Consider the following 15537-nt stretch of genomic DNA (forward strand, 5'->3'; position numbering starts at 1 on the left):
AGTATCAAAATACCATTTAATGAGTTATTTCCAATTAGGCTAAATCATTATCATGCAATGGATTATCGAACATCAGGCAACGCTTATTGCTGCAATTTCTGGCGCGCTCGTCAGCGGTGGCGTCGTGGGTTGGTGGATTAAACAGAAGCTCTCTTTTCAGCAGCGATTGCTCGAGCAGCAGCTAGAGTCCGATCGTTTGTTGCATGAATCTCAGCAAGCTCAGCTCAAATCATCACTCGCAGAGGCGCAACAAGAACTCAATGAGTTAGATGATGACCGAGACAAAGCGGCATTCGAGCTCAAGCAAGCACACGGTAAGGTGATGGCTGCGATGGAAAAGCTGCGCTACTTTGAGGCAGTAAAGCAAGAGCGCCAGCAGTACGCTGATGAGATCAATGTGCTTAAGGATCATAAGTCTGAATTAGAAGCCGAGCTGCGCGAACAAGAAGCAAGGCATGATCAAGAAAACCTCGCCAATAGCGAAAAGCTGCAGTTGCTAGAACAAGCTGAATCTCGACTTAAGCAGCAGTTTGAATTGTTAGCGAACCAACTTTTTGAGAGTAAAACCGCCAAGGTCGATCAGCAGAACAAGCAGAGCCTAGAAGGTTTGTTGTCTCCACTAAGAGAGCAGTTGGAAGGCTTTAAGAAGCAGGTTAACGATAGCTTTAACCAAGAAGCCAAAGAGCGCCATACCTTAGTGCATGAGCTGAAAAACCTGCAGCGCCTTAATGAAAGCATGACGCGTGAAGCGGTTAACCTGACTCAAGCACTAAAGGGCGATAACAAACAACAAGGTAACTGGGGTGAAGTGGTACTGGCTCGCGTGCTTGCTGAATCAGGGCTGCGCGAAGGTCACGAATACCAAACGCAAGTGAACCTACAGAACGATGCAGGTAAGCGCTATCAGCCGGATGTGATCGTGCATTTGCCACAAGATAAGCAAGTAGTGGTGGATTCGAAAATGGCGTTGGTCGCGTTTGAGCGCTATTTCAATGCCGAAACCGATCAGCAGCGTGATGCCGCATTGCGTGATCACTTGGTGTCGTTAAGAGCGCACATCAAAGGACTGAGCCAGAAAGATTATCATCAGCTTAAAGGCATACAGAGTTTGGATTACGTGCTGATGTTTATCCCGGTTGAGCCAGCATTCCAAGTGGCGATTCAGGCGGATCCTAGCTTGGTTAAAGATGCGATGGAGCAAAACATCATCTTGGTCAGCCCAACCACCCTGCTGGTGGCACTGCGTACCATTGATAACCTGTGGCGCAACGACAGACAGAACCAAAATGCACAAGTTATCGCGGAACGTGCGAGCAAGCTTTACGACAAGCTGCGCCTGTTTGTTGATGATATGGAAGGCCTTGGCTGCTCACTTGATAGAGCCAACCAAAGTTATCAAGGGGCGATGAATAAGCTAGTGACAGGGCGAGGCAACGTGATTCGTCAGGCCGAAAGCTTCAAGCAATTGGGTGTTGAAGTGAAGAAACCGATCTCGATTGGTTTGGCTGAAATGGCGCAAAATGAGGCTTTTTCAGAAAATGCCTCCTTAGTAGAAAGACAACCTGCTGAGGATAAAGTAAACTAATCGGCCGCAGCGCCTCTAAACATGGAGCGTGCTGTCGATGAGAACTTACCATGGTAGATAACAGCATTATGGACACAAGCGTGCAGACAAATTCAGCAGTAGAGTCAGAAACCACACACTTTGGTTTCGAAACAGTCGCGAAAGACGAAAAAGTCGCGAAAGTAGCAGAGGTTTTTCACTCTGTAGCCGCTAAATACGACATCATGAATGACTTAATGTCGGGTGGTGTTCACCGCTTGTGGAAGCGATTCACGATTGATTGCAGTGGCGTGCGCCCTGGTCAGCGTATCCTAGATCTTGGTGGTGGTACTGGCGACCTTACTGCGAAATTCTCGCGTATTGTTGGTGAGAAAGGCCACGTGGTTCTTGCTGATATCAACAACTCAATGCTGAATGTTGGCCGTGATAAGCTGCGTGATAGCGGCATTGTTGGCAACGTACACTATGTACAAGCGAACGCTGAAGAGTTGCCTTTCCCGGATAACTACTTCGATTGCATTACCATCAGCTTCTGTCTGCGTAATGTAACCGATAAAGACCAAGCGCTGCGTTCAATGTACCGCGTGCTTAAGCCGGGTGGTCGTCTGTTGGTTCTTGAGTTTTCTAAGCCAGTGCTTGAGCCACTATCAAAGGTTTACGACGCATACTCTTTCCACCTATTGCCAAAAATGGGTGAGCTGATTGCTAACGATGCAGACAGCTACCGTTACCTTGCAGAATCTATCCGCATGCACCCTAACCAAGAGACTTTGGAAGGCATGATGCAGGAAGCGGGTTTCGAGAATACTAAATATTTCAACTTAACGGGCGGCATTGTTGCGCTGCACCGCGGTTACAAGTTCTAGTCGAACTTGGTAGCAGGCTCGTTGAGCGTGCTAAACAATAAGAATAAAGACAGAACGGATAGGTTAAGGCTTATCCGTTTTCAAAGGTAAGGACAGTCATGCCATTTGATCCATTGGTAACCGCGGTTATTGAAACCTCTTTAAATACTTTCGTGAACGATGATCCAGCTTTGGTTCGTCGTTTGTCTCGTTTAAAGGGGCAGATCATTCAAGTTAATTTGAAAGAGTTGAATAAAACACTCACTTTCGTTTTCAGCCAACAAATTGATGTGTTGTCGGAATACGAAGGGCAGCCTGATTGCTACCTATCTTTGAATTTATCGGTGTTACCGGAACTGCGTGAGCAATCGAACATCACCAAGCTGATCAAGCAAGATAAGCTGATCTTAGAGGGTGATATTCAACTGGCTCAGAAATTTGCTCAACTGATGACAGACTGCAAGCCTGACTTGGAAGAGTGGTTATCGCGCGTAACAGGTGATGTGGTTGCTCATACCTTGGTCCAAGGCGTTAAAAACGTCGGTGGTTTTGTGGCAAAGCAAGCCAGCAAACATCAAAGCCATGTTGCTCAAGTTCTGACTGAAGAGTGGAAGATCGCACCAGCACCGTTAGAAGTCGCGCACTTTTGCGATCAAGTTGATGACGTGAAAAGCTCTGCAGCACGCCTTGAAGCTAAGTTGAACGCCCTGTTGGAGAAAGCATGACCCCAACAGAACTGAAACGTCTTTATCATATTATCAAGGTACAGTTGGAATATGGCCTTGATGAATTGATGCCAGAGCACCAATTGACCAAAGCCCCTTTGCTGGCGCGAAAGTCGCTGTTTTGGCTTAAGAACAAGCATCAAGATAAAGAGTTGGGTCATCGCTTACGTCTCGCGCTGCAAGAGCTTGGGCCTGTGTGGATCAAGTTCGGACAGATGATGTCGACGCGTCGCGATTTGTTCCCTCCTCATATCGCCGATCAACTGGCACTGTTGCAAGACCAAGTTGCGCCATTCGATGGTCAATTGGCTAAACAAGATATGGAAAAGGCGCTCGGTGGCAGTTTAGATAACTGGTTTACCGACTTTGATATCGAGCCTCTGGCTTCTGCTTCTATCGCTCAGGTGCATACCGCAAAGCTTAAAGAGAGCGGTCGTGAGATTGTTCTCAAGGTAATTCGACCTGATATTCGCCCGGTGATTGACGCAGATCTAAAACTGATGCACCGAATGGCGCGTATAGTCGCTAAGTCGCTTCCTGAAGCACGTCGTTTGAAACCTGTTGAGGTGGTTCATGAGTACGAGAAAACGTTACTTGATGAACTAGACCTGCGCCGTGAGGCGGCCAATGCTATTCAACTGCGACGTAATTTTGAAGGCAGTGAAGAGCTGTATGTTCCAGAGGTTATCCCTGATTTAAGCAGTGAAACCTTGATGGTGTCAGAGCGAATCTATGGTATTCAGGTTTCGGATATTGAGACGTTAAACTCCAACGGCACCAACATGAAATTGCTCGCGGAACGTGGTGTGACCGTATTCTTCACCCAAGTATTTCGAGACAGCTTTTTCCATGCAGACATGCACCCGGGCAACGTATTCGTTAATCCAGAAAATCCAGATAACCCGCAGTGGATTGGTTTGGATTGTGGCATTGTCGGCACACTCAACAGTGAAGATAAGCGTTATTTAGCAGAAAACCTGCTGGCTTTCTTCAACCGAGATTATCGTAAAGTCGCTGAGCTGCACGTTGATTCGGGGTGGGTGCCACACGACACCAACGTCAACGACTTTGAGTTCGCGATTCGCATGGTGTGTGAGCCAATTTTTGCAAAACCACTTGGCGAGATCTCATTTGGCCATGTGTTGCTAAACTTATTTAATACAGCAAGACGTTTCAACATGGAGGTTCAACCTCAGTTGGTGCTTCTGCAGAAGACCTTGTTGTATGTGGAAGGTCTAGGCCGCCAGTTGTATCCGCAGCTTGATTTGTGGGCAACCGCCAAGCCTTTCCTTGAAACCTGGATGATGAATCAGGTGGGGCCGCAAGCTGTGATTAACGCAGTAAAAGAGCGCGCGCCATTCTGGGCAGAAAAACTGCCAGAGCTGCCAGAGCTACTTTATGACAGCTTGCGCCAAGGTAAAGCGATGAACCACAGAATGGATCAGCTTTATCAAGGTTACCGAGATAGTAAGCGTCAGCAAGCAACTGGAAAGTTTTTGTTTGGCGTTGGAGCCACTTTAGTCGTATGCTCCGCAATATTAGTTTCAAGCCCTTATGAGCAGCTATCTATGGGCTGTGGCATCGCAGGTGTCACATTTTGGTTGCTTAGTTGGCGAGCTTACCGTCGTTAGACAGTAGACTCTCTTAATATTTTTATGTGTAGACAGACCCGAGGACAATGACAATGGGTGGTATCAGTATTTGGCAACTTCTAATCATTGCTGTAATTGTAATTTTGCTATTCGGAACAAAGAAACTGCGCGGTATGGGTGGTGACTTAGGTTCAGCGGTTAAAGGCTTCAAAAAAGCGATGAGCGATGAAGACAAGCCTGCAGATAAGAAAGATGCAGACTTCGAACCAAAGAATATTGAACAGCAGAAGACAGAAGCTCACGCTGAAACAACTGCTGAAACAAAGAAAGACAAAGAGCAGGCGTAAATCGTGTTTGATATCGGTTTTTGGGAACTGGTATTAATATCTGTCGTTGGGTTAGTGGTTTTAGGGCCTGAGCGTTTGCCCGTGGCGATTCGCAGTATTTCCAAGTTTGTTGGACAAGCGAAAAGCATGGCAAATAGTGTGAAAGATGAACTTTCTCATGAGCTTAAGGTGCAGGAGCTGCAAGAAAACCTACGCAAGGCGGAAAAAATGGGCATGGAAGATTTATCTCCAGACCTTAAAGCGTCAGTCGATGAACTCAAGCAGGCCGCTGCTGAGGTTCAACGTCCGTATGCTAAGCCTGAGTCTGATAAGCCAAGTGAGACTAAACCTAGTGTCACGGAAACTGTGGAATCTGAAACCATTCAGGTCAACAGCGAAGCTTCAGCACCGTCAGATAAGAAAGCCGAATAGTCTCGCAAGGAGGAGTCGCCGGATACTTGAGTCGCTAGATGTTTAAATAGATAGCTATTCAAGTAAATAACTATTCAAGTGGATACCAATTCAACTGGATAGATACACGCGCGGCTCCTTTTCGATCTTCCTGTTTAAGAGGTTTGACATGTCTTCGACTGAGCAGACACAGCCTTTAATTAGCCACCTTCTAGAACTACGTAATCGTCTACTACGTGCGATTGTCGCGGTGCTAGTGATATTTGTCGGGCTAATTTATTTTGCTAATGATATTTATGAATTCGTATCAGCACCTTTGGTAGATCGTCTACCTGAAGGGGCGACGATGATCGCAACCGATGTTGCATCGCCATTTTTCACACCACTGAAATTAACCTTGATCGCGTCTATATTCCTCGCGGTTCCGTTTATTTTGTATCAGGTGTGGGCTTTTGTTGCTCCGGGTTTATACAAGCATGAAAAACGCTTGATCATGCCGCTATTGGCTTCAAGTTCATTGCTGTTTTACTGTGGTGTGGCGTTCGCTTACTTCATTGTATTCCCGTTGGTATTTGGCTTTTTTACGGCCATATCATTAGGGGGGGTAGAGTTCGCAACCGACATCTCAAGCTATCTTGATTTTGTACTCGCGCTGTTCTTTGCTTTTGGTATTGCCTTTGAAGTGCCCGTTGCGATTATCTTGCTATGTTGGACGGGGGCAACAACGCCTCAATCTCTATCTGAAAAGCGTCCTTACATCGTTGTAGGTGCTTTCATCATCGGTATGATGCTGACACCACCAGATATGATCTCACAAACACTGTTGGCGATTCCAATGTGTATTCTGTTTGAGATTGGTCTGTTCTTCGCACGTTTTTATACGCGTAAGCCAGATGCGGATGAAGAGGAAGAAGCTGAGTCTTAATTCGGAATGCTTCAGTAAGAATCACATAATAAAAAAGCGGCCTAGGGCCGCTTTTTTATTATGTCTGTTTATCGAATCTTTAACTGATAGCCACAGTTCTGACATATATAGAGCTCTTTGATGCCCAAAATCTTATGCCATAGGGTTCGATGTTGACGTTGTAAGTGTTGTGAATGGTCACACATAATCAACTACCTCCATATGCAGGTGGTTGATAATATACATATCACTTAGCTTTCTCAAATAAATTCAGGATAAATCCGTAATAATTACTTATTAATAGATTTATCATAGATTAAACAATGCCTTAGCATTTGTGCTGGTTATGTTTTCGACTTCTTCAAGGGTAATTCCGCGCAATTCGGCGATGCGTTTTGCCACCAATTCTGTATAGGCTGGCTCATTACGTTTACCGCGATTCGGTGTTGGTGCCAAGTATGGGCAATCTGTCTCTAGAATGACGTAATCCATATCAAGATGTGGGATTACCTTGTCCATCCCTGAGTTCTTAAAGGTCGAAACGCCGCCTAAACCTAAGTGAAAACCTAACGCATTGATCGCTTGAGCTTCCTCTAAGCTGCTGCCAAAACAGTGGAATACCCCGCGTAAGCTGCCATCTTGTTCTTTACGAAGTAGGGCAAGTGTCTCTTCAATGGAATCACGGGTGTGGATCACCACCGGTAGATCGAGCTCTTTTGCCCACTGCAGTTGAGTCACGAAAGCCATCTCTTGTTCAGCCTTGAAGGTTTTATCCCAGTACAAGTCGATACCAATCTCACCCACGGCGATAAAGTCATGCTTATCAAACCAAGCTCGAATGGTTTTGAGGGTTTGCTCGATATTCGCATCGACATAGCAAGGGTGTAAGCCCATCATTGAACGGCACACATCAGGAAACTGCGCTTCCGTTGCTAACATTGGCTCGATAGATTCTAAATCGATGTTCGGCAATAGAATGGTATCAATCCCTTGAGCCAGTGCGCGCTGTACGACTTGCTCGCGGTCTTCATCAAATTCGCTCGCGTAAATATGAGCATGGGTGTCGATCATTGTTTTGTCCTGAAAGCGGTCTTTACTGAGTTGTCATGAGTATACGGCAGTGTGAGGAGAAGGTCATTTTTTGCCATTTATCCCTGTTTTTGAGTGGGTTTCATATTTTACTGCTAGCGTCCTGAGCCATCAGTGATATGCTTTTGCCTGTATTTAGCACTTTTCATATCTAAGTATTTCGGTGCTTAGACTAGGCAAGGAGAATCTAGTGTCTGTTTCAATTCAAGGTCAATTCCCAGGTCGCCGTATGCGCCGTATGCGTAAGCACGACTTTAGCCGTCGCCTAATGGCAGAAAATCAATTGTCTGTGGATGATCTAATCTACCCAATGTTTATCCTGATGGGTAAAGACCGCCGCGAGCCTGTCGAGTCAATGCCAGGTGTTGAACGCTTGTCGATCGACTACATGCTTGAGGAAGCAGATTACCTGTCAAAGCTGGGTGTTCCTGCGATTGCTCTATTTCCAGTCGTGAACCAAGATGCTAAAAGTTTATGCGCAGCTGAAGCTCATAACTCAGAAGGTTTAGTGCAGCGCGCTGTACGTTTACTAAAAGAGCATGTGCCAAACATTGGCGTTATTACTGACGTAGCACTAGACCCGTTCACCACTCACGGCCAAGACGGCATCATCGATGAAGATGGTTACGTGATGAATGATGAGACGACTGAAGTCTTGATCAAGCAGGCGCTATCACACGCTGAAGCGGGTGCTGACGTGGTTGCACCATCGGACATGATGGACGGTCGTATTGGTAAGATCCGTGAAGCGTTAGAAGAAGCGGGCCATATTCATACTCAGATTATGGCGTACTCTGCGAAATACGCATCGTGCTATTACGGTCCATTCCGCGACGCAGTCGGCAGTGCTTCGAACCTGAAAGGTGGTAACAAGAAGAACTACCAAATGGATCCTGCGAACAGCGATGAAGCGATTCACGAAGTCGCGATGGATCTTAATGAAGGTGCGGACATGGTGATGGTTAAGCCTGGCATGCCTTACCTAGATATCGTGCGCCGTGTGAAGCATGAACTTCAAGCGCCGACATTTGCATATCAAGTGTCTGGTGAGTATGCGATGCACAAAGCGGCGATTCAAAACGGTTGGCTGAAAGAGCGTGAAACCGTCATGGAATCACTGCTGTGCTTTAAGCGCGCTGGTGCTGATGGCATTCTTACTTACTTCGCTAAAGATGTGGCTGAATGGCTTGCAGAAGACAATGCACAAGCCGCAGAGCACTTAAAAGAAAAGTAATCGTGTAGAGTTCACTTAAGTGATCAGTAAAGGGTTGGCCATTGTGCCAGCCCTTTCGTTTATAAGGATGAATAAGATGTCAGTTGTCGTGCGTGAAGGTTCGTTAGAAGAAGTGGTGTCTGTGGTCGAGCAGATCTCTGAGTTCGCTAAAAAAGAGAGTGTCGCTTCTCTTTCAGAGCGGCTGGTAGGGAAAAAGAACCTTATCTTAGTGGCTGAAGAGGCTGGGGTGCTGCTTGGTTTTAAGATCGGCTATGAATTGGATCAGCAGACTTTTTACAGTTGGTTTGGTGGGGTGTCACCGCTCGCGAGGAACAAAGGCGTTGCACAGGCGCAATTAGACGCTCAGGAACAGTGGGCGAAAGAGCAGGGCTACAGACAGTTAAAGGTTAAGTCTCGTAACCAGTTCTCAGCCATGCTGCGCCTGTTATTAAGAAACGGTTACCTAATCGAAAAATTTGAAGAAAAAGAAGACATTAATGACCATAGAATCCATTTTTTGAAGCAAATTTGAACACTGTCGTTAACAGTATATAAATTAAATGAGATTTATTATCATTTAATTGTTGACTATCAAATGAGAATCATTATTATTAACTTCGTCTTAGGGAATGAGGAAATGTTCACAAGGATGTTAAGTACTCAAGTATCTACTTGGTTACCCAACAGAATTCTCGCGAACTTGTACTAAGTTCTTTTTGACACGACATTGCTCACATTGCTTCCAGTGTAATTTATAGCTTTTAGGTAAAGCTGTGGTATTCAATTTGAATGGCTTTACCGGTTTTTGCTAGGCGACATCTTCGGGTGTCGCTTTTTTTATACCTACCATTTCAACAAGATGCATATTTAGTGGCACGTATTTTTATGAATAAAACGCCATCAGCATTCTTTTCCACAACGCAAGATCGAGAAAAGATCGTTGATCATCTGTTCGATCTGTAAAATTATCCTTTATTTTCAGCTGCTTATTGGTGTTTCTTGAGTTGTTTACCTTAGTTCTCAACAGGGTGGATAAATAATATAAACAGAGTTATCCACAGAACGCTTGCGTCTAAGAACAAAAAATAACAACAAATCGATTATAACGAACACAACCGAGTGAACGGATACAGATCGACAACGTGGAATCCAACCAACAGACGTGGCATTCTTAACAGATAATTTCTGTACTTACTGGATACACAAACATTATGGCTCGTATTCCTGATAACCCATTGATTCTGATCGATGGCTCTTCTTACCTATATCGCGCGTTCCATGCTTACCCTGGCACAATGAGCAATGGTGATATCCCAACTAACGCTGTTTACGGTGTAGTTAACATGCTGCGCAGCATGATGCGTCAATTTGCTTCAGATCGTATTGCGGTAATTTTTGATGCGAAAGGAAAGACGTTCCGTGATGACATGTACCCAGAGTACAAGGCAAATCGTCCACCTATGCCTGATGATCTTCGTTGTCAGATTGAGCCTTTACACAATGTGATTCGTGCAATGGGTTTGCCACTTATCTCTATTCCCGGCGTTGAAGCGGATGATGTGATCGGTACACTTGCTTCTCAAGCTTCTGCGATGGGTATGCCTGTGCTTATTAGTACTGGCGATAAAGATATGGCGCAGCTGGTCGATGACAACGTTACTCTGATCAACACCATGACCAACGTGGTCATGGATCGTGAAGGCGTGATTGAGAAGTTTGGTATTCCACCAGAGCTTATCATCGACTACCTTGCACTGATGGGCGATAAAGTCGATAACATCCCAGGTGTTCCAGGTGTTGGTGACAAGACAGCGACTGCTTTGCTGCAAGGCATCGGTAGCATCGAGAAGTTGTACCAAAATCTTGATGATATTGCGGCGCTTGGTTTCCGTGGTTCAAAGACCATGGCTAAGAAGCTGATTGATAATAAAGACAACGCTGAGATGTCTTACGAGCTTGCTACGATCAAATTGGACGTCGAGTTAGAAGAGACACCTGAGTCGCTTGTAAAAGCACAACCAAACACGGATGAGCTGATTAAGCTATACGGTCAACTGGTCTTCAAGTCTTGGTTGAACGAGCTACTTGAAGGTGGCAGCGGTGTGGTTGAGGCGGATGAAAAGTCGGGCGCAGTGCGTAGCAATACGGCATCAACCACTTCTACCGTAGAAATGAACACCTCTGCCGTGACCATTGATCGCAGCAACTACGAAACCATCCTCGATGAAGCGTCATTCAATGTTTGGCTAGAGAAACTGAAAGCGGCTGAAGTGTTTGCCTTTGATACTGAAACAGACAGCCTAGATTACATGGTGGCGAACCTCGTTGGCCTGTCATTCGCGACTGAAGAAGGCGTTGCCGCTTACGTGCCAGTTGCTCATGATTACCTAGATGCACCGCAGCAGCTGGATCGTGATTGGGTACTTGAACAGCTTAAGCCGATTCTTGAAGATGATGCACAAGCAAAAGTAGGTCAGAACCTTAAGTATGATATGAGTGTGCTAGCGCGCTACGGTATCGAGATGAAAGGCATCAAACACGACACCATGTTGGCGTCTTACGTTTTCAATAGCGTAGGTGGCAAGCATGATATGGACAGCCTAGCGCTACGTTTCCTACAGCACAGCTGCATCTCATTTGAGCAGATCGCAGGTAAAGGTAAGAAGCAGCTTACTTTCAACCAGATTGAGCTGGGTGAAGCGTCTCCATACGCAGCAGAAGATGCTGACGTGACTTTACGTCTTCATAATCGTTTGATGGAAAACATTGAGCAAGATGAAAAGCTAAAAGCCATCTATGAAGAAATCGAAGTACCACTGATCCCTGTAATGTCTCGCATTGAGCGTACTGGCGTATTCATCGATGACATGTTGCTAGGCGCTCAATCGCAAGAGATTGCGGTTCGTCTGGATGAGCTAGAACAGAAAGCCTACGAGATTGCAGAGCAAGAGTTCAACATGAACTCGCCAAAACAGCTGCAAGCGATCCTGTTTGAGAAAATGGGCTTGCCGGTTATCAAGAAAACGCCATCAGGTGCACCTTCAACCAATGAAGAAGTGCTGCAAGAACTGGCTCTTGATTACCCGCTACCTAAGCTGATCATTGAGTATCGTGGTCTTGCGAAGCTGAAGTCTACCTATACAGATAAGCTGCCAAAGATGATCAACGCTGAAACCGGCCGTGTTCATACGTCTTACCACCAAGCGGTAACGGCGACGGGTCGTTTGTCTTCGACGGATCCAAACCTACAGAACATCCCAATTCGTAATGAAGAAGGTCGTCGTATCCGCCAAGCATTCGTTGCACAACATGGTTGGAAGATTCTAGCGGTCGATTACTCTCAAATTGAATTGCGTATCATGGCGCACCTTTCGGGTGATAAAGCGCTTCTGGAAGCATTCCAACAAGGTAAAGATATCCACGCGGCAACCGCGGCTGAGATCATTGGGGTTGATATTGAGCAGGTAACGACGGAACAACGTCGTCGCGCTAAAGCGGTTAACTTCGGTCTTATCTACGGCATGAGTGCTTTTGGCTTGGCTAAGCAACTGGGTATTCCTCGTGGCGAAGCACAACATTACATGGATACTTACTTCGAGCGTTACCCTGGCGTGATGCAGTATATGGAAGACACGCGCAGTGCGGCTTCAGAGCAAGGTTTCGTAGAAACCATTTACGGTCGTCGTCTGCACCTTCCTGAAATCCAATCTCGTAATGGTATGCGTCGTAAGGCGGCTGAGCGTGCGGCGATCAACGCACCAATGCAAGGCACAGCGGCAGACATCATTAAGAAAGCGATGCTATTGGTTGATGAATGGATCCAAGCGGAAGGCGATGGTCGTGTGAAATTGCTTATGCAAGTACACGATGAATTGGTATTTGAAGTAGAAGAGTCATCTTTAGCCGAAATTGAAAGTAAAGTACAAGAATTGATGGAATCCGCTGCAGAGCTAGAAGTGCCGCTTGTCGCGGAAGCTGGCCACGGTGACAACTGGGATCAAGCCCACTAATCAGTTTTTGACCTTAATAAGAAAATTAGTATGAGCCAGTGCACAAACACTGGCTTTTTTTTGTCTCAAATAAAGTTAAGTCGTAGTAAGAATTTAGGTGTTTTAATAAAACATTCATGAAAAAAAACTACAAAAATTGTTTTCATTTCTGAGCAATTGTTGTACATTAAATCTCGTAGGGTACAGAGGTAAGATGTTCTATCTTTCAGACCTTTTGTTTCACGTTATTGGATTAGGCTGATTCAGCCGCCCCAGTCAGTATTTGACTGGGGCGTTTTTTCTTGTGCGAAAGAAAAATATTTCCAACCTGCTATCCCCCCAAAAACCTCTCGTTTTTAGTGCCTTTCATTACACTTTCTCAAGCACAGTGATAACCCCCCTGATTTGTCTTAGATCTGGAATTCGACCAGCTTTTGGTAATTTAAATCCGTCTCTAAGTTGATTGTTTTATCGCTTGAAATAACTTTTATTTTACAAGTGATCGATAAAGGATTGATGGCTCACGCCTTATTTATCAGTGTATTGAGTCGGTGAATGCTCAATGTAATCCATGATTTTCTGTTGTTTCTCGGTGCTGTATTTCAGTGCTTCGGCGGTGATCTGGATGGATTGCGCCATCGAAGAGATATTGTTGGTCGCTTTTACCAAGGTTTGCTGCATTGGTTTCAGGATAAGCAGATAGATAGCGGTCAAAGCGATAATAATGACGGCGATAACGGCCGCCAGCGCAATGATGATCTTGGTCTGAATATCATCCAACAGCATTTGACTGGTTTGTTTAAAGGCGAGTCGAGATTGGTCTAAGGCTTGTGGCAGTTGATTGAGGGATGTCTTGGTGGAGCTCGCAAGCTTATTGATGCTTTCAACGGTTTGATTCAAGGCTTGTTGCTGGTCTTCGCTTAGGTTGGGGTTGTTGATTATCGCCTGCAAAGATTGCGATATCACCTTAAGAGACTCACTCGCATCTTGGGCGTACTTTTCCATCCCATCTAAGTCCAAGGTCATATCGACATTGATCAGTGGGGCTTGTTCTTGTTCTGCTTCAGAAGCAAACCCTGTCAGTGAGACCAACATAAGTGCAATGATAGCCAACGGTGTTTTCCACATGAGTATTCCTTTCTCATTATCCTGATTATTTAGATATGTCTTTTAGTATGGTTCACTTCTGTTGGTCGTAACGGGTTAATCCTGTCTTTGATTCTCAGTTTTTGAGTTTAAATCGCTAATTTTAGGGAAAAAAATACCCCACCTATATAAGGAGGGGTATTGATAAGGCTAAATTACTTGCTGTAAGTGCTCTAACCTATAGTGATAAGTAGGGGAACTACTCTGAGTCGTTGTGCTCTTCGTCCGCTAGCTCATCAATGATTTGATCAGCAAGCGCAGGGGCAAACCACTCATCCATCTTGGCACGCAGTTGGTCTACGCCGATGCCTTTCATAGAAGAGAAGACATCAACCGCAACATCACCACCGAAAGATTTTGCATCGTTGCGGATTTTCAGTAGCTGTGCTTTACGCGCGCCACTTTTCAGTTTGTCTGCTTTTGTTAACAAAACCTGTACTGGGATGCGGCTATCGATAGCCCAGTAGATCATTTGTTGGTCAAGGTCTTTCATTGGGTGACGGATATCCATCAATACCACTAAACCTTTCAGGCTTTCACGTCGTTGTAGGTATTCACCTAACGACTTCTGCCATTTTTTCTTCATTTCAAGCGGTACTTGAGCAAAGCCATACCCAGGTAAATCGACGATATGACAACCGTCCGTCACCTTAAATAGGTTGATTAGCTGAGTTCGACCGGGTGTTTTACTGGTTTTCGCCAAGCTTTTTTGGTTGGTAACGCGATTTAGCGCGCTAGATTTACCAGCATTGGAGCGTCCTGCAAACGCAATTTCGATCCCTTCGTCTTCTGGTAAATGACGAATATCAGGTGCACTGGTAATGAAATGCGTGTTTTGATAATGAATTTTTACGCTCACTGTTAACTCCATCTCGACTTTGTGTAGTCGATTGATTACTTTTTTGTGAATTTGTGTAAAATAACCGTGCTCGGCATAAGGTCGCCTATTGTACCATGAGTGGCAACATAGAGTGGTACTGGAAGCTTGATAATTATAATGGAATGTCATGAAGAAATTAGCGCTAATTTTGAGTCTTTTAGCCAGCTGCTCAGTATGGGCTCAAGGTAGTATTGAAGCTGGTAAAGCCAAATCACAAACATGTGTTGCCTGCCACGGTGCTGACGGCAACAGTCTGATCACTCAGTACCCTAAGCTGGCCGGTCAACATGAGAAGTATCTAGAGAAGCAGTTAAAAGAGCTTAAGCTAGGTATGACAAGTGGTGGTAAGCAAGGTCGTTACGAACCTGTAATGGGTGCAATGGCGATGCCTTTATCTGAAGAAGATATGGCTGACCTAGCGGCATACTACGCCTCTCTACCTATCTCTAGTAACTCTACTCCTGAAAATGTAGTAGATGAAGGTAAGGTTCTTTACACAGCGGGTAACGCAGAACGCGGCGTAACGGCGTGTATTGCTTGTCATGGCCCTCGTGGTAATGGTACCGAACTTTCTGGTTTCCCTAAGATTTCAGGTCAGCACGCAGATTACATCAAGGCTCAACTTGAAAAATTCCGCGATGGTGACCGTAATAACGACATGAATGCGATGATGCGTGATGTAGCTAAAAAGTTAACAGACGCTGATATTGATACCTTATCGAAGTACGTTGGTGGTTTACACTAATTTGTCGGTTTCTTGCTCTTAGCCAGAGTAAAGGAATGTACGTTCGAGCGAGATTGAAGAGACGCCCCGATCAGTAATGGTCGGGGCGTTTTCTTTTGTATTGGTTTT

At 45.3% G+C, this 15537-nt stretch carries 14 protein-coding genes; 11 read left to right on the top strand and 3 right to left on the bottom strand.

Features of this window, described 5'->3' with window-relative positions; translation table 11 throughout:
• Window positions 1–52 precede the first annotated feature (52 nt).
• The 7 genes from rmuC to tatC all read left to right on the top strand — a co-directional run bounded on the left by rmuC (window position 53) and on the right by tatC (window position 6388).
• The gene (gene rmuC / locus CWO08_RS07760; RefSeq protein ID WP_108020199.1) at window positions 53–1585 is read left to right on the top strand and encodes a DNA recombination protein RmuC; all 1533 of its coding nucleotides are present in this window, start codon (window positions 53–55) and stop codon (window positions 1583–1585) included.
• Window positions 1586–1650: 65 nt separating this feature from the next.
• Window positions 1651–2430 carry a bifunctional demethylmenaquinone methyltransferase/2-methoxy-6-polyprenyl-1,4-benzoquinol methylase UbiE gene (ubiE, locus tag CWO08_RS07765; RefSeq protein ID WP_026012235.1) on the top strand — a complete coding sequence of 260 codons (780 nt, stop codon included), beginning with the start codon at window positions 1651–1653 and terminating at the stop codon, window positions 2428–2430.
• A 98-nt stretch (window positions 2431–2528) separates the two neighbouring features.
• Window positions 2529–3134: an SCP2 domain-containing protein gene (locus CWO08_RS07770; protein WP_102432214.1), complete on the top strand. Its 606-nt coding sequence runs from the start codon at window positions 2529–2531 to the stop codon at window positions 3132–3134.
• A complete protein-coding gene (gene ubiB / locus CWO08_RS07775) occupies window positions 3131–4765 on the top strand; it encodes a ubiquinone biosynthesis regulatory protein kinase UbiB (protein ID WP_107899035.1) in 1635 nt (544 codons plus the stop codon). Before CWO08_RS07770 ends, ubiB begins: the two co-directional genes overlap by 4 nt.
• 53 nt (window positions 4766–4818) lie before the next feature.
• Window positions 4819–5073, top strand: coding sequence for a Sec-independent protein translocase subunit TatA (gene tatA / locus CWO08_RS07780; RefSeq protein ID WP_017060154.1), 255 nt, complete (start codon window positions 4819–4821; stop codon window positions 5071–5073).
• 3 nt (window positions 5074–5076) lie between these two features.
• Window positions 5077–5484 carry a Sec-independent protein translocase protein TatB gene (gene tatB, locus CWO08_RS07785; RefSeq protein WP_048612432.1) on the top strand — a complete coding sequence of 136 codons (408 nt, stop codon included), beginning with the start codon at window positions 5077–5079 and terminating at the stop codon, window positions 5482–5484.
• Window positions 5485–5632: 148 nt separating this feature from the next.
• Window positions 5633–6388: a twin-arginine translocase subunit TatC gene (tatC, locus tag CWO08_RS07790; protein WP_017060156.1), complete on the top strand. Its 756-nt coding sequence runs from the start codon at window positions 5633–5635 to the stop codon at window positions 6386–6388.
• Window positions 6389–6676: 288 nt separating this feature from the next.
• On the opposite strand, the gene CWO08_RS07795 is transcribed toward tatC, so the two are convergent.
• Entirely contained in the window at window positions 6677–7438 is a 762-nt protein-coding gene (locus CWO08_RS07795; protein WP_048661278.1) for a TatD family hydrolase, read from the bottom strand.
• Between the two features lie 208 nt (window positions 7439–7646).
• On the opposite strand from CWO08_RS07795, the gene hemB reads away from it, so the two are divergent.
• The 3 genes from hemB to polA all read left to right on the top strand — a co-directional run bounded on the left by hemB (window position 7647) and on the right by polA (window position 12679).
• Complete coding sequence (gene hemB / locus CWO08_RS07800; protein ID WP_017060158.1) at window positions 7647–8690, top strand: porphobilinogen synthase; 1044 nt, start codon at window positions 7647–7649, stop codon at window positions 8688–8690.
• 76 nt (window positions 8691–8766) lie between these two features.
• Window positions 8767–9201 (top strand): GNAT family N-acetyltransferase, encoded by a 435-nt coding sequence (locus CWO08_RS07805; RefSeq protein ID WP_048661279.1) that lies wholly within the window; start codon window positions 8767–8769, stop codon window positions 9199–9201.
• Between the two features lie 679 nt (window positions 9202–9880).
• Window positions 9881–12679: a DNA polymerase I gene (gene polA, locus CWO08_RS07810; RefSeq protein WP_057621837.1), complete on the top strand. Its 2799-nt coding sequence runs from the start codon at window positions 9881–9883 to the stop codon at window positions 12677–12679.
• Between the two features lie 507 nt (window positions 12680–13186).
• On the opposite strand, the gene CWO08_RS07820 is transcribed toward polA, so the two are convergent.
• Together CWO08_RS07820 and yihA are read right to left on the bottom strand one after the other, a co-directional pair.
• Window positions 13187–13786 carry a GTP-binding protein gene (locus tag CWO08_RS07820; RefSeq protein WP_108020201.1) on the bottom strand — a complete coding sequence of 200 codons (600 nt, stop codon included), beginning with the start codon at window positions 13784–13786 and terminating at the stop codon, window positions 13187–13189.
• 217 nt (window positions 13787–14003) lie between these two features.
• Window positions 14004–14663: a ribosome biogenesis GTP-binding protein YihA/YsxC gene (yihA, locus tag CWO08_RS07825; RefSeq protein WP_017060162.1), complete on the bottom strand. Its 660-nt coding sequence runs from the start codon at window positions 14661–14663 to the stop codon at window positions 14004–14006.
• A gap of 148 nt (window positions 14664–14811) precedes the next feature.
• On the opposite strand from yihA, the gene CWO08_RS07830 reads away from it, so the two are divergent.
• Entirely contained in the window at window positions 14812–15429 is a 618-nt protein-coding gene (locus tag CWO08_RS07830) for a cytochrome c (protein ID WP_012602993.1), read from the top strand.
• Window positions 15430–15537 lie beyond the last annotated feature (108 nt).

The organism is Vibrio sp. 10N.286.48.B8, from assembly GCF_003050085.1.
In the GTDB taxonomy this organism is placed as follows: Bacteria; Pseudomonadota; Gammaproteobacteria; order Enterobacterales; family Vibrionaceae; genus Vibrio; species Vibrio crassostreae.